18 protein-coding genes and 1 pseudogene are annotated in these 21,182 nt (G+C 65.7%); 15 read left to right on the forward strand and 4 right to left on the reverse strand.

The window, feature by feature from the left end; genetic code table 11:
- Positions 1–88 precede the first annotated feature (88 nt).
- From QOL68_RS01235 to QOL68_RS01285, 11 genes are all read left to right on the forward strand, one after another.
- Positions 89–1,300, forward strand: a complete 1,212-nt coding sequence (locus QOL68_RS01235; protein WP_282946211.1) for a pyridoxal phosphate-dependent aminotransferase — start codon at positions 89–91, stop codon at positions 1,298–1,300.
- Positions 1,301–1,557: 257 nt separating this feature from the next.
- Positions 1,558–2,232, forward strand: a complete 675-nt coding sequence (gene msrA, locus QOL68_RS01240; RefSeq protein ID WP_282946213.1) for a peptide-methionine (S)-S-oxide reductase MsrA — start codon at positions 1,558–1,560, stop codon at positions 2,230–2,232.
- Between the two features lie 137 nt (positions 2,233–2,369).
- On the forward strand, positions 2,370–3,503 hold the full coding sequence (bla, locus tag QOL68_RS01245; RefSeq protein WP_282946215.1) for a class A beta-lactamase: 1,134 nt from the start codon (positions 2,370–2,372) through the stop codon (positions 3,501–3,503).
- Between the two features lie 3 nt (positions 3,504–3,506).
- Positions 3,507–3,818 (forward strand): hypothetical protein, encoded by a 312-nt coding sequence (locus tag QOL68_RS01250; RefSeq protein ID WP_058455663.1) that lies wholly within the window; start codon positions 3,507–3,509, stop codon positions 3,816–3,818.
- Between the two features lie 127 nt (positions 3,819–3,945).
- A complete protein-coding gene (gene sucC / locus QOL68_RS01255; protein WP_282946218.1) occupies positions 3,946–5,154 on the forward strand; it encodes an ADP-forming succinate--CoA ligase subunit beta in 1,209 nt (402 codons plus the stop codon).
- Positions 5,155–5,429: 275 nt separating this feature from the next.
- Entirely contained in the window at positions 5,430–6,179 is a 750-nt protein-coding gene (locus QOL68_RS01260; RefSeq protein ID WP_204992491.1) for an electron transfer flavoprotein subunit beta/FixA family protein, read from the forward strand.
- The gene (locus QOL68_RS01265) at positions 6,176–7,105 is read left to right on the forward strand and encodes an electron transfer flavoprotein subunit alpha/FixB family protein (protein WP_282946221.1); all 930 of its coding nucleotides are present in this window, start codon (positions 6,176–6,178) and stop codon (positions 7,103–7,105) included. The genes QOL68_RS01260 and QOL68_RS01265 overlap by 4 nt, the downstream gene beginning before the upstream one ends.
- 12 nt (positions 7,106–7,117) lie before the next feature.
- Positions 7,118–8,476 carry a DUF389 domain-containing protein gene (locus QOL68_RS01270; RefSeq protein ID WP_282946223.1) on the forward strand — a complete coding sequence of 453 codons (1,359 nt, stop codon included), beginning with the start codon at positions 7,118–7,120 and terminating at the stop codon, positions 8,474–8,476.
- Positions 8,477–8,572: 96 nt separating this feature from the next.
- Complete coding sequence (locus QOL68_RS01275) at positions 8,573–9,859, forward strand: serine hydrolase domain-containing protein (protein ID WP_282946229.1); 1,287 nt, start codon at positions 8,573–8,575, stop codon at positions 9,857–9,859.
- Between the two features lie 56 nt (positions 9,860–9,915).
- The gene (locus QOL68_RS01280) at positions 9,916–10,911 is read left to right on the forward strand and encodes a cupin-like domain-containing protein (RefSeq protein ID WP_282946230.1); all 996 of its coding nucleotides are present in this window, start codon (positions 9,916–9,918) and stop codon (positions 10,909–10,911) included.
- 59 nt (positions 10,912–10,970) lie between these two features.
- The gene (locus tag QOL68_RS01285; protein WP_282946232.1) at positions 10,971–11,879 is read left to right on the forward strand and encodes an energy transducer TonB; all 909 of its coding nucleotides are present in this window, start codon (positions 10,971–10,973) and stop codon (positions 11,877–11,879) included.
- Between the two features lie 72 nt (positions 11,880–11,951).
- On the opposite strand, the pseudogene QOL68_RS01290 reads toward QOL68_RS01285, so the two are convergent.
- A pseudogene (locus tag QOL68_RS01290) lies at positions 11,952–12,074 on the reverse strand (PhnA domain-containing protein); the annotation flags it as partial.
- Positions 12,075–12,110: 36 nt separating this feature from the next.
- Complete coding sequence (locus QOL68_RS01295; protein WP_282946234.1) at positions 12,111–12,860, reverse strand: class I SAM-dependent methyltransferase; 750 nt, start codon at positions 12,858–12,860, stop codon at positions 12,111–12,113.
- 125 nt (positions 12,861–12,985) lie between these two features.
- On the opposite strand from QOL68_RS01295, the gene QOL68_RS01300 reads away from it, so the two are divergent.
- Positions 12,986–14,725, forward strand: coding sequence for an N-acyl-D-amino-acid deacylase family protein (locus QOL68_RS01300; protein ID WP_282946236.1), 1,740 nt, complete (start codon positions 12,986–12,988; stop codon positions 14,723–14,725).
- Positions 14,725–15,735 (forward strand): zinc-dependent alcohol dehydrogenase family protein, encoded by a 1,011-nt coding sequence (locus QOL68_RS01305; protein ID WP_282946238.1) that lies wholly within the window; start codon positions 14,725–14,727, stop codon positions 15,733–15,735. Before QOL68_RS01300 ends, QOL68_RS01305 begins: the two co-directional genes overlap by 1 nt.
- Positions 15,736–15,753: 18 nt before the next feature.
- Here QOL68_RS01305 and QOL68_RS01310 read toward each other — a convergent pair whose 3' ends face one another.
- Together QOL68_RS01310 and nhaA are read right to left on the reverse strand one after the other, a co-directional pair.
- Positions 15,754–17,100 carry a hypothetical protein gene (locus QOL68_RS01310; protein WP_282946240.1) on the reverse strand — a complete coding sequence of 449 codons (1,347 nt, stop codon included), beginning with the start codon at positions 17,098–17,100 and terminating at the stop codon, positions 15,754–15,756.
- The gene (gene nhaA / locus QOL68_RS01315) at positions 17,100–18,386 is read right to left on the reverse strand and encodes a Na+/H+ antiporter NhaA (protein ID WP_282946242.1); all 1,287 of its coding nucleotides are present in this window, start codon (positions 18,384–18,386) and stop codon (positions 17,100–17,102) included. The genes QOL68_RS01310 and nhaA overlap by 1 nt, the downstream gene beginning before the upstream one ends.
- Positions 18,387–18,500: 114 nt before the next feature.
- Between nhaA and QOL68_RS01320 the strand changes: the two genes are divergently transcribed.
- Together QOL68_RS01320 and QOL68_RS01325 are read left to right on the forward strand one after the other, a co-directional pair.
- Complete coding sequence (locus QOL68_RS01320) at positions 18,501–19,967, forward strand: glycosyl transferase family protein (protein WP_058455677.1); 1,467 nt, start codon at positions 18,501–18,503, stop codon at positions 19,965–19,967.
- 248 nt (positions 19,968–20,215) lie between these two features.
- Entirely contained in the window at positions 20,216–21,130 is a 915-nt protein-coding gene (locus tag QOL68_RS01325) for a hypothetical protein (RefSeq protein ID WP_282946245.1), read from the forward strand.
- Positions 21,131–21,182 lie beyond the last annotated feature (52 nt).

Below are 21,182 nucleotides of genomic sequence, written 5' to 3' on the forward strand. Positions count from 1 at the left end.
GAATATGAGCCGGAGGCTTTAGGCGCGGCCGCGCGCAATTTCCTGTCAATTCGCAATCGATCCGCGCAAGCCACGGAAAGCCTGACCCATGTCGCTGAAGCCGCATACGTCCGCCGCCCTGAACCGCATCCAGCCGTCGGCTACGCTCGCCATGACCGCGCGCGTCGCCAAGCTGAAAGCCGAAGGCATCGACGTGATCGGCCTGTCGGCCGGCGAGCCCGATTTCGACACGCCGGACTTCGTCAAGGAAGCCGCGATCGAGGCCATTCGCAATGGCCAGACCAAATATACGCTCGTCGACGGCACGGTGGCGCTGAAGGAAGCGATCCGCGGCAAGTTCCGCCGCGACAACGGCCTCGAGTACGGCCTCGACCAGATCACGGTGAACGTCGGCGGCAAGCACACCTTGTTCAACGCGCTGGTCGCGACCGTCGACAAGGGTGACGAGGTGATCATTCCGGCGCCCTATTGGGTGAGCTACCCCGACATCGTCGCTTTTTGCGGCGGCAAACCCGTCGTGATCGAGGCGTCGGCTGCGCAGAACTACAAGATCACACCCGCGCAGCTCGACGCGGCGATCACCGAAAAGACGCGCTGGATCATCTTCAACTCGCCCTCGAACCCGTCGGGCGCGGCCTATTCGCCGCAAGAGCTCGACGCGATCGGCGAAGTCGTCCGCTGCCATCCGCACGTGATGGTGATGACCGACGATATGTACGAGCATGTCTGGTACGCCGATTTCGAATTCTCGACGATCGCGCAGCGCTGCCCGGATCTCATCGACCGTATCCTGACCGTGAACGGTTGTTCGAAGGCTTATGCGATGACCGGCTGGCGCATCGGTTATGCCGGCGGTCCCGCCTGGCTGATCAAGGCGATGGGCAAGCTCCAGTCGCAGTCGACTTCGAACCCCTGTTCGATCGCGCAGGCGGCGGCTGCGGCCGCGCTCGGCGGGCCGCAGCAGTTTCTCGATGACCGCAACGCCGCGTTCCGGAAGCGCCGCGACATGGTGGTCGCGATGCTCAACGACGCGCCGGGCCTGTCGTGCCCGGTCCCCGACGGCGCCTTCTACGTCTATCCCGACGCCAGCGGCTGCATGGGCAAGAAGACCCCCGACGGAAAGCTGATCGACACCGACGAGGCACTGATCGACTATTTCCTCGACAGCGCACGTGTTGCGGCGGTGCATGGCGGCGCCTTCGGCCTGTCGCCGGCGTTCCGCGTCTCCTATGCGACGTCGGAAGCGGTGCTCAAGGAAGCCTGCGTGCGCATCCAGCAGGCGTGCGCGGCGCTAAGCTGAACCGCGGACAACAGGTCGGTTCACCCGATAGTAAGCCGTCTCCCTTAAGGGTGACGGCGATCACTGCACGATGGCAAGGGGCGCGCCATATCGTTCGGTGTAACCGGAGCTCCGGCTCCACCGTATAAGATGACATGCAAAAAAGAGGCTCCCATGGTTTCCCTTCTCCGCTCCGACTGGTTTTCGACCATGCTCGCCGGCTTCGCGATCGGCGGGCTGATCGTGATGATCCAGCATCCGGCGTTCGCGATGGCGCTGTGACGCCGCGGGTCCGCCCGCTCGTCGCCCTGCTCGCCGCGGCCGTCCTGTCGCAATGCGCGCCCGCGCAGGCCGAAAGCGTCGTCAAGCTCCCCGCCGCTGCCGTCGATCCTGCGGTCAAGACCAAGCGTGCGACGGCCGTTCTCGCGGGCGGCTGTTTCTGGGGCGTCGAGGGCGTCTTTTCCAACGTGAAGGGCGTGATCTCGGTCGAGTCGGGCTATCATGGCGGCAGCAGGGCGACCGCGAAATACGAGCTGACGCACGACGGCACCTCGGGCCATGCCGAGGCGGTGCGCATCGTCTATGACCCGACGCAGGTCAGCTATGGCACCCTGCTGCGCGTGCTGTTTTCGGTCGTTGCCGACCCGACGCTCAAGAACCGTCAGGGTCCCGACTCGGGCACCCAATATCGCGCCGCGATCGTTCCGATGGATGCAACGCAGCGGCAGGTGGCAACCGCCTATCTGGCGCAGATCGGCAAGGGGAAATATTTCGCGAAGCCGGTGATCGTGCCGATCGAAAGCTACAAGACCTTCTATCCGGCCGAAGCGAGTCACCAGAATTTCATGCGGCTGAACCCATCGAATCCCTACATCGTGCGATGGGATGCGCCGAAGCTCGCAGCCTTGAAGCGCCTCTATCCCGACCTTGTACGCAAGGTTCCGGCGCCCTGACCGGCAGAGGTTCCGCCGCTCACCGTGCGTCGGGAATCATTCGTCGCAAATCGCTGGCCCCTGCCGCCCGCCTGCGGGACCAATAGGCCGACCAAAGGGGTCGGGACGATGATGACGGCTGTAGCCGCGGGGTTTGAATGACGTTTCACTTTTCGGGCAGGCCGCTGCTCGGTTTGACGATTGGTGCCGCCTTGCTCGCGGGGTGCGTGAGCAGCGCGGCGATTGTGCCGCCGCCGCGTCAGGCGCAAGCGCCGCAAGGTTCGGGCGCCGTGACGGTGCCGATCGGGCAGCCGGTGCGCAACGCGGCCCCGCCGCGCGGGACGCTGGATCCCGGCTTCCGCCGCCCTGCGCCTGGCCTCAGCGATCGGATCTATGCGCTGTGGCGCGCCTATCCGGGCAGGGTTGGCATCGCGGTCCAGCGCATCGACGGCGAATGGGCGATCGCGCAGCGTGGCCCCGACCTGTTCCCTCAGCAGAGCGTTTCGAAGCTGTGGGTGGCGATGACGGTGCTCGACGCGGTGGACAACGGCCGGCTGAGCCTCGACCAGCGCGTGCGGATCGGTCCCGAGGATCTGGTCGTCTTCCACCAGCCGCTCGCCGCTCGCGTCCGCGCCGAGGGGAGCGTGACGATGAGCGTTCGCGACCTTATCGAGACCGCGATCACCCACAGCGACAATCTTGCGAACGACAGCCTGTTGCGCACCGTCGGCGGTCCCGAGGCGGTGCGCGCCTTTCTTCGCAAAAAGGATCTGGGCTCGATCCGCTTCGGCCCCGGCGAACGGCTGTTGCAGGCCGGCACCGCGGGGCTGACGTGGCAGCAGAGCTATTCGATCGGGCGCAATTTCCAGGCAGCTCGTGCCGCGCTGCCGCCCGCAACGCGCCGCGCGGCGATGGACAATTATCTGGCAAACCCGGTCGATGGCGCGAGCCCCTCGGCGATCGCGAGCGGCCTTACGCGGCTTGCGCGCGGGACATTGCTGTCGCCCGAATCGACCGATTATCTGCTCGGCGTGATGAGCCGGACCAAGAGCGGACCGAAGCGCCTCAAGGCCGGGCTCCCGGCCGGCTGGCAGTTTCTGCACAAGACCGGGACGGGGCAGGATCTCAACGGCACCACCGCGGGTTATAACGACATCGGCATCGCGACCGCGCCCGACGGCACGCGCTATGCGATCGTCGTGATGATGGGTAGTACGGCGTCGCCGATTCCCGCTCGTATGCAGCTCATGCAGGCGGTATCGGGCGCCGTTGCCGAATTTCATGGAAGATAGACGATGCGTTTTGCCATTCTGCCTCTGGTCGCCGCCACGCTGATGCTCGCGGGCTGCGCCACCCCCGAGGCGCGATTGCGCACCGGGCTCAATAATGCCGGGCTTTCCAAGGCGATGTCGGCGTGCATGGCCGAACGGATGGTCGACCGGCTGTCGCTCGTACAGCTTCGTCGCCTGTCGGCGCTGGGCAGCCTGAAGGAGAAGCGGCTCGGCGACCTGTCGTTCGACCAGTTCCTGCACAAGGTCCGCGCGCTCAAGGATCCCGAGATATTGACCGTGACGACCAGTTCGGCGGCGCTTTGCGCGCTGCGTTAACGACTTAGCCCGCGCTTTCGGCAGTCCAAGTTTTTCTGGACGCGGCAGGGGTAGCCTTGCCGCGCAACTTGTGCTTATGCGGCGCCATTCTTCTCCCCTTCCAGAGTCGAAAGGCCCGGCAGACCTCATGAACATCCACGAATATCAGGCGAAAGAACTGCTCGCGAAATTTGGCGTTGCCATCCCCAAGGGCATCGCCGCGATGAGCGTCGAGGAAGCTGTCGCTGCGGCGAAGCAGCTGCCCGGGCCGCTTTATGTCGTGAAGTCGCAGATCCATGCGGGTGGCCGCGGCAAGGGCAAGTTCAAGGAACTCGGCCCCGATGCGAAGGGCGGCGTCCGCCTGGCCAAGACGCTCGAGGAAGTCGAAAGCCACGCGCGCGAAATGCTCGGCAACACGCTGGTGACGATCCAGACCGGCGAAGCCGGCAAGCAGGTCAACCGCCTCTACATCACCGACGGCGCCGACATTAAGAAAGAATATTATCTCGCGCTGCTCGTCGACCGCGCATCGAGCCGCATCGCGGTCGTCGCCTCGACCGAAGGCGGGATGGACATCGAAACCGTTGCGCACAACACGCCCGAAAAGATCCACACGATCACGATCGACCCCGCGACCGGCCTGATGCCGCACCACGGCCGCAGCGTCGCCGCCGCGCTCGAACTTGAGGGCGATCTTGCGAAGCAGGCCGCGAAGGTTCTTGCCGGCCTCTATGATGCGTTCCTCGCGACCGATGCCGAGCAGATCGAGATCAACCCGCTCGCCGTCTGCGAAGGCGCGAACGGCGACGAACTGCTCGTCCTCGACGCCAAATTGGGCTTCGACGGCAATGCCATGTTCCGCCACAAGGATATCGCCGAACTGCGCGACCTGACCGAGGAAGACCCGGCCGAAGTCGAGGCGTCCGAATATGACCTCGCCTACATCAAGCTCGACGGCAACATCGGCTGCATGGTCAACGGCGCCGGCCTCGCGATGGCGACGATGGACATCATCAAGCTGAACGGCGCCTTCCCGGCGAACTTCCTCGACGTCGGCGGCGGCGCCAGCAAGGAAAAGGTCACGGCCGCGTTCAAGATCATCCTGAAGGACCCGGCGGTCGAGGGCATCCTCGTCAACATCTTCGGCGGCATCATGAAGTGCGACATCATCGCCGAGGGTATCGTCGCCGCGGCGAAGGAAGTGAACCTGTCGGTCCCGCTCGTTGTCCGCCTCGAAGGCACAAACGTCCAGCAGGGCAAGGACATCCTCGCCAATTCGGGGCTGCCGATCGTCGCGGCCAACGATCTGGGCGACGCGGCAAAGAAAATCGTCGCCGAGGTTGCCAAGGCTGCGTGATAAGAAACTAGACCCTCTCCCCTTGTGGGAGAGGGATGCGGAGAGTTGCGAGCTTGCTCGCTAGTCGAAGCCGGGTGAGGGGTATGCGAGCCAAAGGCTCGCGCGGAGCTTTGCTCCGCTCACCCTCATCCAAGTCCGCCTAATCGCCTGCGGCGATAAGGCTCCCTATCCTTCTCCCCTCAAGGGAGAAGGGGTTTGGGGACTGCTAGGTTGACGTTTACGTAAAGCGCAACTATGGCGCAGTGCACAATTTGCTGAGAGGAGCTTTTAAAGCCATGAAAATCCTCGTCCCCGTGAAGCGGGTGCTCGATTACAACGTGAAGCCGCGGGTGAAGGCCGACGGCACGGGCGTTGACCTCGCCAATGTGAAGATGTCGATGAATCCGTTCGACGAGATCGGGGTCGAAGAAGCGATCCGCCTCAAGGAAAAGGGCGTCGCGACCGAGATCGTCGCCGTTTCTGTCGGTCCGGCGAAGGCGCAGGAAACGCTGCGCACCGCGCTCGCGATGGGCGCCGACCGCGCGATCCTGGTGCAGACCGACGATGAGGTCGAGCCGCTCGCGCTCGCCAAGATCTTCAAGGCGATCGCCGATGCCGAAGCGCCCGGTCTCGTGATCCTCGGCAAGCAGGCGATCGACGGCGACAACAACCAGACCGGCCAGATGCTCGCCGCGCTCACCGGCTGGGCACAGGGCACCTTCGCCAGCGCGGTCAATGTCGAGGGCGATCATGTCAGCGTGACGCGCGAAGTCGACGGCGGTCTCGAAACGGTGAAGCTCAAGCTTCCCGCGATCGTCACCACCGACCTGCGTCTGAACGAGCCGCGCTATGCCTCGCTGCCGAACATCATGAAGGCGAAGTCGAAGCCGCTCGATACCAAGACCCCCGCCGACTACGGCGTCGACACGACGCCGCGCGTCAAGACGGTCAAGGTGTCCGAACCGCCCGTCCGCTCGGCGGGCGTCAAGGTCGCCGATGTCGATGAACTGGTTGCCAAGCTGAAGGCGATGGGAGTGCACTCATGAAAACGCTCGTTTGGGTCGAACATGACGGTAGCGCCGTCAAGGATGCCACGCTCGCCGCGGTGACCGCTGCGTCGAAGCTTGGCGAAGTCCACCTGCTCGTCGCGGGCGAGGGCGTCGGCGGTGTCGCCAGTGCCGCCGCGCAGATCGCGGGCGTCCAGAAGGTGCATGTCGCCGACAACGCCGCTTTCGGTCACAACCTGCCCGAAAATATCGCGCCGCTCGTCGCCGAGCTGATGGCGTCGCACGACGCCTTCGTCGCGCCCGCCACGACCACCGGCAAGAATATCGCGCCGCGCGTTGCCGCGCTGCTCGACGTCATGCAGATTTCGGAAATCCTGTCGGTCGAGGGTCCGAAGACCTTCACCCGCCCGATCTACGCCGGCAACGCGATCGCGACCGTCGAATCGTCGGATGCCAAGCTCGTCCTGACCGTTCGCGGCACGGCCTTCGAAAAGGCTGCCACCTCGGGCGGCTCGGGCGCGGTCGAAGCCGTTTCGGCTGGCGGCGACGCCGGTATCTCGAGCTTCGTCGGCGCCGAGATCGCCAAGCAGGATCGCCCAGAGCTCACCTCGGCCAAGATCATCGTGTCGGGCGGCCGCGCGCTGGGTTCGAGCGAGAAATATCAGGAAGTCATCGTCCCGCTCGCCGACAAGCTCGGCGCCGCGCTCGGCGCCAGCCGCGCTGCGGTCGACGCGGGCTATGTCCCCAACGACTATCAGGTCGGCCAGACCGGCAAGATCGTCGCCCCCGAAGTCTATTTCGCGATCGGCATCTCGGGTGCGATCCAGCATCTCGCGGGCATGAAGGATTCGAAGACGATCGTCGCGATCAACAAGGACGAGGACGCGCCGATCTTCCAGGTCGCCGACTTCGGCCTCGTCGCCGATCTGTTCAATGCCGTTCCCGAACTGACCGGCAAGATCTAACCGTCCGCCCATATGGCCGGCAACCATCCCGGGGTGCCCGGACTGGGCGATGCACCGTTCAACGCCGGTGGTCGCCGGTCCGCGCGCCCCGGAGCCGGGCGCGAGGTCGATGATGACGACAATGGCCTCGGCGACGACGAGGTCCACGGGCGCGCTCTCGTCCTCGCGAGCGTCGCGCGCGACGCGCGGCTCAACAAGAAATTCCTGCTACTAATCACGCTGTCGGCCGCGATCGCAACGCTCGGCCTTCTGCAGAGCTCGACGGCGGTCGTCATCGGCGCGATGCTCGTATCGCCGCTGCTTGGTCCGATCATGGGTATCGGGTTTGGCCTTGCGACGCTCGAAAGCAACCTGATCAAGCGTTCCCTGGTGACGATGGCGGCGGGCATGGCGGTCGCCATCCTCGTCGCGATGTTCCTCATCTGGCTGTCGCCGATCCGCGACGTCACCCTCGAACTGCGCGCTCGGACACAGCCGACGCTGCTCGACCTCGGTGTCGCGGTCGTCGGCGGCATTGCTGGCGTCTATGCGATCATGCGCAAGCTGTCGGGGGTGATGGTCGGTGTGGCCATCGCGACCGCACTGGTTCCGCCGCTGTCGACCGTCGGTTTCGGGCTGGCGACCGGCCGCTTCGACTTTGCGCTGGGTGCGGCGTTGCTGTTCCTCACCAACACGCTTGCGATCGCCTTTGCCGCGACGATCGTGGCGCGAATCAACAAATTCGGACCATCGTTGACGCCGCAGCATACGGCGATGCAGGTCGCCGGCATCGTCACGACGCTGGGCATATTGTCGATCCCGCTCGCGCTGACGCTCAACAGCCTTGCGGGCGAGGTGCGCGCCCGATCGATCGTGCAAACCGAACTCAGGTCGCTGCTCGACGAAAACGATCGCGTCGACAGCCTCAACGTCCGGATGGAGCGTGACGCGATTGCTATCGACGGCGTCGTGCTTGTCGATCGTTATGCCGCAAGGCTCGACACGCAACTCGCAGCGAAAGTTCACGGCGAACTCGATCGCAATGTGCGCGTCAGCATCGTCCAGCTGAGGCAGCAGACGAATGCCGCAGTGCAGGTCGAAGAGCAGCTCAATCGCCGCCTTGCGACGCTCGAACGGCGCGAGGAGGACAGCCGCGCGATCCTCGCGGGACTGACGGTCGGTGAATTGCTGCCGCGCGAGCGGGTGCTGATCGACGCGCAGGCGCGCCGCGTGATCGTCCAGCGCGACCGCGAGGCCGAAGGCGAACAGGTTGCCGCGGCGATTGACCGGATCATGGCGTCGGTGCAGGCGGGTTATCCGCAATGGCTGATCCAGAACGGCGATCTGACCGCCGCGAAAACGCCCGCTGCGGAACCAGCGACGACCGAATAGCCTTTCCCGCAAACCTATTCGGGTTGACCCATCCTGTCCGATGCCATGTGGTGCGCGCCGATCCGCGACGAACCGCGGCGACGGCGGAGAGACGATATGCGCGGCAAGCGACTGGCAATGGCGCTGGCGATGACGATGGCGTGTGCGGCGTCGGCGGCGATCGCGCCGCCGCTGCAAGCGCGGCCGGCACCGGCCGAGGCGCTGACGATCGACGAGACGCGGATAGACACCGCCCTGAGACATATGGTCGACAGCGGCCGCGCCGCGGGGGCTTCGGCGCTGATCTGGCGGGATGGCAAGGAGGTTTATTTCGGCAGTGCCGGTATGGCCGACCGCAAGGCCGGGCGGCCGATGCGCCGCGATACGATCGCGCAGATCTTCTCGATGACCAAGCCGGTGACCGGGGTTGCCCTGATGCAGCTCTGGGAACGGGGCAGGTTCCACCTTGACGACCCGCTGGCGAAATATTTCCCCGAATATGCGGCCATGCGCGTCTATGCGGGCCGCGATGCGGCGGGCCAGCCGATCTATGTCCCTGTCGAGCGTCCGATCACGATCCGCGACGTCATGCGCCACACGGCGGGTTTCGCCTATGGTCCGGGGCCGACTCCGGCGCACGACGCCTATGTCGCCGCCGACCCGCTCGCCCTGACGATCGGGCTTCCCGAGATGAACCGCCGCCTCGCCGGGGTCCCGTTGCTCTTCCAGCCGGGGAGCCAGTGGAGCTACAGCATCGGCGTCGATGTGCAGGCGGCGCTGGTCGAGAAACTGTCGGGCCAGCCTTTCGCCGACTATGTCCGCGAGCATATCTTCGAGCGGCTGAAGATGACCGACACCGCGTGGCGCCAGCCCGACGCACGCCTGCCGCGCTTCGCGGCGATGAACGTCAAGCAGGACGGTAAGCTCGGACAGATGCCCGATGCCGAGGCGCGGACGCTCAATTTTCAGGACCACGCGCTGACGCCCGGCGGTTTCGGGCTCGCCTCGACGCTCGACGATTATCAGCGGTTCGCGCGGATGCTGCTGAACGAAGGCGAACTCGACGGTGCGCGCATCCTCCAGCCTTCGACGGTGAAGCTGATGTCGACCGACCAGCTCGACCCCGCGATCGCCGAGCGGCTGTGGCTCCCCGAAAAGGGCGCGGTCGGCTTCGGCCTGGATTTCGCGGTGCGCAAGCGGCCGCCGCAGACACCTGGGGAAAATCGCGGCGCTGTCGGGGAATTTTTCTGGGACGGCGCGGCCTCGACCTTGTTCTGGGTCGATCCGGTGAACAAGCTGACCGCGGTCTTTTTCGTCCAGACGATGCCCTATGACGGCACGCTCCACCGCGATTTCCGCGCCGCGGTCTATGGTGCGGATTACAAGGGGCCACCAGGCGACTGACGCTGTCATGCTTTTGTCATGTCGCTGGCCTTGAGCGGGCCGAGGAGATTGTGACGATGCCCCAGCCCGACAAACGCATGCTGCTTGCCGAAGGCCTGGCGGCGGGCGACGACGATGCGCTGCTCCACGCGCGGCTGGTCGAAGCGGGCGTGTCGGCGGCGGCGGCGAAGTACGAGGTCGACCGGCTGGCGAAGGATCCGATGGCGGCGATGCTGCGGCAGCAGGCGGCGCGGATGGCGAAGCAGGGCTGGCTGTTTGCGAACCAGCAGCGCCTCGCGTTCGAGGCCGAGGGCGGCTTCGCGCTCGATATGCTCGACAAGCCCGACACCGAATTATTTTACCGGCATTATTACGAGGCGAACCGGCCCGCGAAGCTGACCGGTATCATCGACCATTGGCCCGCGCTGACGTGCTGGTCGCTCGATCATTTCGACGCGGTCGCGGGCAACAACGTGGTCGAGGCGCAGGTCGAACGCGAGCGCGATCCGGACTATGAACTCGACAAGGACGACCATCGCCGCCTCGTCCGCTTCGGCGAACTGATCGACTGGCTGCGCAAGGACGAGGCGAGCAACGACATCTATCTGACCGCCTACAACAGCGGCAACAATGCCGCGGCGCTCGCGCCCTTGTGGGAAGATATGGCGCCGATTGCGCTGCTGGACGACAGGCGTGAGCGCGACGGCTTCTTCTGGCTCGGGCCGCGCGGCACGCTCACGCCGTGGCACCATGATCTCACGAACAATCTCCTCGTGCAGGTGATCGGCCGCAAAAGCGTGCGCATGGCGCCGCCCTGGGCCTTCGCGCGGATGCGCAACAGCCGCCACTGCTTCTCCGACTGGGGCAATGATCCGCTACCTGCGGGCGAAGGCGATGGCGCGACGCCGCCGGTCCTCGAAACGATCATCGGGCCCGGCGAAGGTATCTTTCTGCCGGTCGGCTGGTGGCACCAGGTCGAAGCGCTCGACCTATCGGCGAGCATGAGCTTCACCAGCTTTCGCCGACCCAATGCGCATGTCGAGGACTATCGGTCGTGGGGGGCGATCGGATGAGCGCTCCGCCGCGCCGCAAGCGGTTGCGCGCGCGAAGTTTTTCAGCATAGATTGACGACATGGCGCGCGCGAGGTGGACGATTGGAGCGGGGCTGCTCGCGGTGGCGAGCCCCGTATGGGCATCCAGCCGCGATGAACCCGTGGTGCTGGAACCGACGTCGCAATGGAACGTCAACTATGGCGCCGATTTCTGCCGCCTGACCCGCAAGTTCGGGACGGGCAAGGACGAGATAGTCATGCTTCTGGATCGCTACGCCCCCGGCGATTCCTTCCGTCTGATGCTGATCGGCGCCCCGACAGACGCGGCCAAGCAGCCTGGCACGGCAAAACTGCGTTTTGGATCGGCCTTCGCCGAACAAGAAGTCCAATTCGCGTCGGGCTTGTGGGGCGACAATATGCCGGCGTGGATCTTCACCGGTCCGATGCGCATTCGCCCCCGGACCGCGGACGAACAGCAGCGCTACGAAAAGGCCCGCGACCTCTACGGGACCGATGTGACGGGCGGGGAAATCACCGAAGCCGAAGAGGCGATGGTCACCGAAGTGCATATCGGCAGGCCGCTTCGTTCGCCCTATCTCTTGCGAACCGGATCGATGCGGCCCGCCTTCGCAGCGCTGCGCGCCTGCACCGACGAATTGATCACCCATTGGGGTATCGATGTCGCGCGCCACAAGGATCAGTCTATACCGCCCAAACCGGTCAATTCGCCCGCGCGCTGGGCGACCTGGCAGGACTACCCGTCGACCATGCTCGCGAACGGCAAGCAGGGGATCGTTCATTTTCGCCTTACCGTGGGCGAAGACGGCAAACCGACGGCCTGCCACATCCAGCAGTCAACGCGGCCAAAGGATTTCGACGACGCGGTGTGCAAGGCGATGATGCGCCGCGCCCGCTTCGAACCCGCCCGGGACAAGGATGGAAAGCCCCTGATGTCCTATTATATCAATTCGGTGCGTTTCTCGATGTAGCGAGGGCGTCGGTCCTCGAAGGGCAGGGAATGGGTGTCGCACCCCGATGTGCCGCGGCTTCGAGGAGCCGTATCACCGCTTCGTCACAAACTGGGTGCGCAGGACGAGGCCTCCGATGCCTTCGTGGCGACAGCCGATTTCCTCTGGATTGGCGGTCAGCCGGATCGACTTGACCACCGTCCCGACCCTGATAGTCATCGTCGTCGCTGGTCATCGTCCCGCGCCGGTGCCTCATCCCGGTTTGCGGAACCGCAGCGTGAACTGGTCGGTCTTGCCGCGAATGGCCGGGTCGAACACGTTGGCGGTAAGCGGATCGGCCGTCTGTTTGTAAAGATCGCTGGATGCGTCCAGCTTGAATCCGGCCTCGGTCAGCGCCGCGACCACCGCCGCCTTGTCGATGCGGTGGAGGCTGTCCGACAGCGTCGTCCCGGTGCCGGCGGCGGCGCTATGGTCGACGACGATCAGCGTCCCGCCGGGCTTCAGTGCCGCGAACAGCGCCGCGCTTGCCTTGGCGCCCGTGCCTGCGGGGAAGGGCTTGAGGTAAAGGTCGTGGAAATTCTGGACGGTGATGATCGCGTCGAGGGGTTCGGGGAACGCCGGCGCCGCGAACGGCCCCGCGACCGAATCGACATTGGCATAGGCGGCATCGATCGCAGCCTGATCGTCGCCATATTGCTTCTTGAACGCGATGAACTCGGCGGGCTGGAAGGCATAGACCTTGCCCGCGGGGCCGACTGCACCCGCGAGGATGCGGGTCAGATAACCGCCGCCCATCACGAAATCGCCGACCTTTTGCCCCGGCTTGATCCCGGCAAAGGCGAGCAGCTCCGCGGGTTTGCGCGCCGCGTCGCGCTCGCGGTCGGCGGCCGGGCGCGCCGGGTCGGCGAGTGCGGCCTTGGTGTCGGGGGCAGGGGCCTGTTTCGCAGCGACCGGCGGAGCGGCGAGGGCAAGCAGGATGGCAAGGGTCAGCGGGCGGATCATGGCATCGACTCCTTATGGTTTGTTGCGACATCATAGCGCCCTGGAACGCGTCCGGCGCCATAATTTGCACATCCTGATTTTGGTGATAGGTTTCACCTAGAAACCAAATAGCCGGGAGAGTCGGGATGCATGATCTGGTGATACGCGGCGGCACCGTCGTCGACGGAACGGGCGGCGCGCCTTTCGTTGCGGATGTCGCGGTGGCGGGCGATCGCATCGTCGCGATCGGCCGGAATCTCGGCCCCGCACGCGAGGAAATCGAAGCGACCGGCAAGATCGTTACCCCCGGCTTCGTCGACGTCCACACCCATTATGACGGGCAGGCGACCTGGGACGCCGAAATGGCGCCGTCGAGCTGGCACGGCGTCACCACCGTCGTCATGGGCAATTGCGGCGTCGGCTTTGCGCCCGCGCGGCCCGACCGCCACGACTGGCTGATCAGCCTGATGGAGGGCGTCGAGGACATCCCCGGCACCGCGCTCGCCGAGGGCATGTCGTGGGATTGGGAGACCTTCCCCGAATATATGGACGCGCTCGAAAAGCTGCCGCGCACCGTCGACGTCGCGTGCCACGTCCCGCACGGGGCGGTGCGTGCTTATGTGCTCGGCGACCGCGAAAAGCCCGGCGCGATCCCGACCGCCGAGGATATCGCGGAAATGTCGCGCATCGTCGAGGAGGGCGTGCGCGCGGGGGCACTCGGCTTCTCGACCAGCCGCACCGTGCTGCACAAATCGATCGACGGCGAACTCGTCCCCGGCACCACCGCGACCGCTGAAGAGCTGGTCGCGATCGGCCGCGCGATGGGCCGCGTCGGCTATGGCGTGTTCGAAATGGCGAGCGACATGAAGCGCGAATGGAACGAGTTTCAGTGGATGGGCGATCTCAGCCGCGAAACCGGGCTTCCCGTGACCTTCGCCGCGCTCCAGTCGATCGCCAAGGAGCTGCCGCTCGAAGAGCAGATCGAGGAAATGCGCAAACAGAATGCGACCGGCGCGAACATCGTCGCGCAGATCGCGCTGCGCGGCAATGGCATCATCATGGCGTGGCAGGGAACGGTGCATCCTTTCCGCTTCAAGCCGGCATGGAACGAGATCATCGACCTGCCGTGGGCCGAGCAGCTTTCTAAGCTGAAAGACCCGGCGTTCAAGAAGCGCATGATCGAAGAGGAGAATGTCTGGCCTGAAAGCGACATCCTCGATTTCCTGAAAATCGTCGCGCTCGGCTGGCCGGTGCAGTTCGAAATGGACCCCGACTTCAACTATGAGCCCAAGATGGACGAAAGCATTGCCGCGCGTGCCGCGGCGGCGGGGGTCTCGCCTGACGAATATGCCTATGATCTGCTGATGAAGGACGACGGCAAGGGTTTCATCTACTTCCCAATCCTCAACTACCGCGACGGCAACCTCGATTTCCTCGAGGATTTGCAGGCGGCGGACGACACCGTGAACAGCCTTTCGGACGGCGGCGCGCACTGCGGCACGATCTGCGATGCGGCCTCGCCGACCTTCATGCTCCAGCACTGGGTCCGCGACCGAAAGGGAAACCGCATCGCCCTTGAACACGCAATCAAGCGCCAGTGCCGCGACACTGCGATGCTCTATGGCCTCGAAGATCGCGGGGTGCTGGCGCCGGGCTATCTCGCCGATTTGAACGTCATCGACATGGAGGCGCTGAAGCTTGGCAAGCCCTGGCTCGCTTTCGACTTGCCGGCGGGCGGCAAGCGCCTGCTGCAAAAGGCCGACGGCTATGTTGCGACGATCAAGTCGGGGGTCGTCACCTTCAAGGACGGCAAAATGCAGGGCCCGACCCCGGGCGGTGTCATCCGCGGTCCGCAGCAAGTCGAGCTGGCGATGGCGGCGGAGTGATGCGGGCGGTCCGGCTTCGCGCGCCTGCCTCGCTCGACAATCTGACGCTCGCCGATCTTGCCGACCCCGGCGATCCGGGGCCGGGCGAGATTCGCGTGCGGCTCGCGGCCTCGTCGCTCAATTTCCACGATTTTGCGGTCGTCGCGGGGATGATCCCTACGATCGACGGGCGCATCCCGATGTCCGACGGGGCGGGAACCGTCGAGGCGGTGGGTGAGGGCGTGACCGATTACAAGGTCGGCGACGGCGTCGTTTCGCTCTTCTTCCCCGGTTGGGACGACGGCGACGCGCCATCGATGAGCGCCTTGACCAACGTGCCCGGTGACAGCACCGACGGCTATGCGCGCGACGTGGTGGTGACGCCGCAGCATTGGTTTACCCGCACACCGACAGGCTGGTCGGCCGCCGAGGCCGCGACGCTGACCTGTGCGGGGCTGACCGCGTGGCGTGCGCTGTTCGTCGACGGTGTTACCTTGCCGGGCTCGACCGTTCTGGTGCAGGGCAGCGGCGGGGTGTCCGTGTTCGCGCTGCAATTCGCCAAGGCGGCAGGTGCGCGGGTGATCGCGACAAGCTCGTCCGACGCGAAGCTCGATCGGCTGAAGGCGCTCGGCGCCGACGCGTTGATCAATTACAAGGACGTCCCGGAGTGGGGCGCCAGGGCGCTCGAACTCACCGGCGGGCGCGGTGTCGATACGGTGGTCGAGATCGGCGGTGCCGGGACGCTCGACCAATCGATGGTCGCGACGCGCGTCGGCGGCCATGTCGCCTTGATCGGCGTGCTTACGGGGATTGTCGGGCCGGTGAAAACCGCGCTGCTGATGAGCAAGAATCTGCGCGTGCAAGGGCTGACGGTCGGCAGCCGCGCGCAGCAACTCGCGATGATCGCGGGGGTCGAGGCGAACGGCATCCGTCCGATCCTCGACCAGCATTTCCCGCTCGAAAATCTCGCCGACGCGTTCCGGCATCAGGCGGCGAACGCGCATTTCGGCAAGATCATCGTCGATATCTAGGGTCCTGACCCTAGCGGCTCAACGCCCGAGCAAATCCGAAGGCAGGGTCGGTTCGCTGACGATCTTCGCCATGCGCCGCCACATCTCGTCGCGGCTCGGCCTGCCGCGCTCGACATAGGCGCGGACCATCGTCTCGCCGAGGCCGTAGTTGATCACATAGCTGCGATATTGTTCCGTGAAGCGAACCGACTGGTCGGCGCGTTCGGGCGAGACGAGCATATATTTCCGGGTAAGCGCAACCGCCGTCGCGCGGTCGATCTCGCCATCGAGATATTGCTGCGCGATCGTCAGCCGCGCCCCCGAAGCGCGTTTGATCGCCGACAGCAATTGCCAGTAGCGGTCGTCGGATGGTACGGGAATCTCGGCGATCGGCATCAGCACGTCGCGCTCGGTGTCGGCCTTGCTGGTCCCTGGAAAGGCAAGGTCGATGCCGTAGTTGGCGCTGCCCTCTGCGATCAGGCTCTGCGGGCTGTAGAGCGGATAGACGCTGAACTCGCTCCAGCCGCGCCTCTTCGCCAGCCCTTCCTCGAGCTTCATGTTGAGCAGATGATGGCCGGGATAACCCTCGTGGCAACCGAGGTCGAGCGCGCGCGACAGGCGGATCGGCAGGTCGGTGTTGACCTGGATCAGGCTGTGATAGCCGCCCTGGTAATAATTATAGCCGCTCCAGCTCTTGCCGGTGACGAATTCGAGGCGGAAGCTCTCGCCCGCGGGCATCGGAATATGCGCGGCGCTGCGGCCGCGACAGCGTGCGATTGCGGCGTCGAAGACCTTCTGCAGCCGCTGCTTCGGTATGGTGAAGCGGTCGAGATAGGCCTCGACCCGCGTCGCGAGCGGTCCCTCGCCGGGAACCAGCGCCTCGATCCTGGCAAGTTCAGCGTCATAGGTTTCGAGCGGTTTCAGCTTCGGGCGGACGCCGAACAGCCGCTCCGCCTCGTCGGCGAAGGCGAAGCGCGTGCCTTGCATCATCATCAGCCGCGCTTCGGCGGCGCGAAGCTGCGCGCGCAGGAAGGCGGCGCGGCGGCGGTCGAGCGGATCGGAGAGCCGCCGCGCTGCGGCATCGGTCCGCGCCATCAGGTCGCGCGTCGCGGCGAGCAGCGCATCCTTTTCGCGCGGCGCCGCCTCGGCCGCCTTTTGAAGGTCGGGCGGGCCGTAATAGGCGTCGATATAGCCGTCCTCGTGCGTCCCGATCTCAAGCGTCAGGCGCAGATAGTCGGCCGCGATGGCATCGAGGGCTTGCGACGCGTCGGGGCCGCGCCGGACATCGAGTGACGCGATCCCCGCTTCATTCGCGGGACGCGGCGGCGCATCGACCGCGCACGATCCCAAGGGGGCGGCGAGGAGGAGAAGGAGGAGCCTGCGCATCAGGTCGCGGCCGGTTCCTTCCTGTCCGACGTATCGCGCACATCGCCATCGGCGGCAATTTCCGCGTTCGTCTCGCTTTCGATCGCGTCATGGTCGGGATGCGGCGGTGCAAGGCGCAGCAGGGCGAAGCCCGAGAGCGCGGCGACCAGCGACCCCATCAGGATGCCGATCTTCGCTTCCTCGACCAGCGCCGCATCGCCGGGGAAGGCGAGCCCGCCGATGAACAGGCTCATCGTGAAGCCGATGCCGCACAGAATCGCGACCGCATAGACCTGCAGCCAGGTCGCGCCGCGCAGACGCCCGGCGATGCCGAGCTTCACGGCGAGCCAGACGCTGCCGAAGATGCCGAGCTGCTTGCCGAGGAACAGCCCTGCCGCGATGCCCAGCGGCAGCGGCGCGAACATCTGCTCGGGACCAAGGCCGCGGACATCGACCCCGGCGTTGGCGAAGCCGAAAAGCGGGACGATCGCGAAGGCAACCCAGGGATGCAATCCGTGCTCCAGCCGGTGCAGCGGCGACGCTTCGCTGTCGGGCGCGCCCGGCGTCCGCTCGAAGGGAATCGCCATAGCGGCGAGCACGCCCGCGATGGTCGCGTGGACGCCCGACAGCAGCATCGCGTACCAGAGGATCAGGAAGGCGACGAGGTAGAGCGCGAGGCTCTTCACTCCCAGGCGGTTCATCGCGAACATCACGCCGAGAATCGCCGCCGCCGCGCCGAGCGCGACGAGGTGGATCTTGGCGGTATAGAAGAGCGCGATGATCGCCACCGCGCCCATATCGTCGACGATCGCCACGGTGATGAGGAACAGCTTGAGCGAGGTCGGTGCGCGTTTGCCGAGCAGGGCGAGCACGCCCATCGCGAAGGCGATGTCGGTCGCGGCGGGAATCGCCCAGCCCTGCGCGAGGCCGGGCGTCGCGCCGGCAAAGGCCAAATAGATCGCGGCCGGGGCTGCCATGCCGGCAGCCGCGGCAACCATCGGCAGGATCCGCCGGCCCCATGTCGCGAGCCGTCCGTCGACGAACTCGCGCTTGATCTCCAGCCCGACGAGCAGGAAGAAAATCGCCATCAGCCCGTCGTTGATCCACAGATGCACCGTCATCGGACCGAGCTTGTCGGTCAGGACCGGCCCCGTCACGGCGTGGATGAGATGATTATAGGTCTCTGCGAATGTCGAATTTGCAACAATCATCGCCATTATGGCGGCGAAAATCAGCAGCATTCCTCCCGCGCTTTCACTCTCCAGAAAGTCGCGAAGGGCGGATCGAGGGGCGGATTTACTGGACATTCGGGAAAATACCGGATCGCTTTCAAGGGGTTTGACCCCGCTTTCCTAGCGACCGTGGGGGCGTCCGTCACCCTTTACAAAAATTGTGTCGATATTACCGAATGACGCCGGCCGATGGCGGGGCGCCATCGAGAAGGGGCGACGCGCGGGGTGGAGCTGTCGATCGCATCGCTGGAGTGGCTGGTGCTGGGCGCCGGTCGCGAACTGATGCTGTTTGCATCGGTCGGCATCCTGCTGTTCGGGATTGACGACCTGCTCTTCGACGGTCTGTGGATCGCGACGAACGGCCGCGACCGACTAGTCGATCTCGGTGTGGACAAGGAGCAGCCGCTCGCCGGAAAGTTGGCGATCTTCATTCCGGCCTGGAAGGAGGCGGCGGTTCTGCCGACGACGCTGTTGCGCTCGCTGGCGGCCTGGGGTGACGATGATTTTCGCATCTATATCGGCTGTTATCCCAACGACGCGGCGACGTTGCTCGCGGTGTCGCCGCTGGCGGCATCCGACCCGCGGCTCCGCCTGGTGATCGGCGCCGCTGACGGCCCCACGACGAAGGGCGACAATCTCAACCAGATGTGGGCCGCACTGTGCGCCGACGAGCGTGCCGAGGGGTTTCGCGCCCTGGGCGTCATTCTGCACGATGCCGAAGACCATGTGCATCCTCACGAACTCGCTCTCTATCGCCGCACCCTCGACGGCAATGCGATGGTCCAGATCCCGGTCGTGCCCTTTGTCGATCAGGGGGCAACCTGGATCGGGGGTCATTATTGCGACGAGTTTGCGGAAGCGCATGGCAAGGAGGTCGTGCTTCGTTCGCGGCTGGGCCTCCCGATCCCATCGGCAGGCGTCGGCTGCGCGTTGGCCCGCAGCACCGTTGCCCTGCTGGCGATCGAGCGCGGCGGTGATCCCTTTCGGCCGGACAGCCTGACCGAGGATTATGAGCTGGGCATGCTGATCGGCGCCTATGGCCTGTCGGCCCGCTTCGTCGATGCGATCGGACCGGACGGGGATCGAATAGCGTCGCGCGGGGCGTTCCCGATCACGGTAGAAACCGCAGTACGGCAGAAGTCTCGGTGGATTGCAGGTATCGCGCTTGCGGCCTGGGATTCGCTCGGTTGGATCGGCCAGATACGCAGCATACAGGATGGCGGACGTCCCAATATCTGGCTGACGCGCTGGATGCTGTGGCGCGACCGGCGCGCGCCCTTGGCCGCGATCGTGCTGCTGACGGCCTATGTCGCGTTGGTTCTGACGACGCTGGGCGTTGCGGGGACGCAGTGGCTGGGATGGGCCATGCCGACGCCGGGACAGGCGATCCGTACGCTGTTCCTGGTCAACGCGGTGGTTCTGCTCTGGCGGCTTGGCATGCGCGGATATTTCACTGCCCGCTGGTACGGGCCTCGGCAGGCGCTGCAGGCGCTGCCGCGCGCCTTTCTCGGCAATGTCATCGCGATACTCGCCGCGCGCCGGGCGGCTTCGCTCTATTGGACCATGCTCCGATCGGGCAAGGTCGTGTGGGACAAGACCGAACATTTCCATCGCGCGCCGCTGACCGAGCCGCTGCCATCGCGAGCGACCGAGTGATCGTCGGCGCCAACGTCTTGCTGCCGGCCGGAACCGAAGCGCGAGCGTTTCGATTTTTGGCGCTGTGTCTGGTTGGGTGGATCGGCGTTCGAGCTTTGGCGCTGTGGGGTGCCGCTGTCCCGATGGCCGCGCCCGCGGGCGTAGGGTCCGCGTGGGTGCCTCCACCGCCCGCCTTGGCTGCGCCGCTCCCTCCGTTCGTCACGTCCGCCCGCGCCGGAGACCGACCGCTGGCGCGCCAGGCCCTTGGCATGTCGGTGCCGCCCTCGATGCTGGCAAGCCGTCAAGGCGCCCGGCGCGCCTTCGCGGTCGGCGACGATGACCGGCGTGGAGAGGATCCCTCGCTGGTCGGCGGCGGCAATCGTCACAGCTTACGCTTGGCTTTGATGGCACGCTTGTTCCCGTCGGCCAGTCAGTCGAGCGCGGCCTTTCCCGGCCGTGAAAGCCTGTGGGCGGCCGCGGCGCCCGCCGCGGCCGCAACGCCAGGCTATGCGGAGCCCTTCTGGATGAACCGGCGGCTCGGTGGCTGGTCGCTGGGAAGCTGGATCTATCTGCGCGAAGGATCCGATCGGACGCCGGGCAATATCGTGGCGGGCGGTCAACTGGGGGGCTCGCAGGCCGGGATGCGGCTGGCCTACGGCTTTGGAGATGCCGGGCGCGTGCGCGCCTATGGCCGGGCGACGGTGGCGATTGAACAGCCGCGCCAGCGCGAGGCCGCGTTCGGCGTGGCTTTCGCGCCGGTCCGGCGCTGGCCGGTCGATATCGCGGTGGAGCAACGCGTTGCGCTTGGCGACCAAGGGCGGACGGCGCTCGCCGCGCTGGCGAGCGGTGGCGTGGGCGATGTTCCGGTAGCAGGCGCGTTCCGGCTCGAGGCCTATGCCCAAATGGGCGTGGTCGGCCTCAACCGCCGTGACGGCTTTGCCGACGGGGCCGTCGTGATCGATCGCCGGTTGGGCAAGGACGAGCGGTCTCCGCTGCGCCTCGGCGCGCTGGCGGCTGGAGCGATCCAGCCCGGCGCGTCGCGCGTCGATGTAGGGCCGCGATTGACCGTAAAGCTTCCAGACGTCGGGCAGGGCGCTCGGATCGCTCTCGACTGGCGGCAGCGGGTGGCCGGCAATGCGCGCCCCGAAAGCGGCGTTGCGCTGACGCTGGCGGCCGATTTCTGACGTCGGGAAATTTAGCTGGTTCATCCGATTCCCCGGCGATGAAAAATGCTCT

The organism is Sphingopyxis sp. Geo25, from assembly GCF_949769135.1.
Lineage (GTDB): Bacteria > Pseudomonadota > Alphaproteobacteria > Sphingomonadales > Sphingomonadaceae > Sphingopyxis.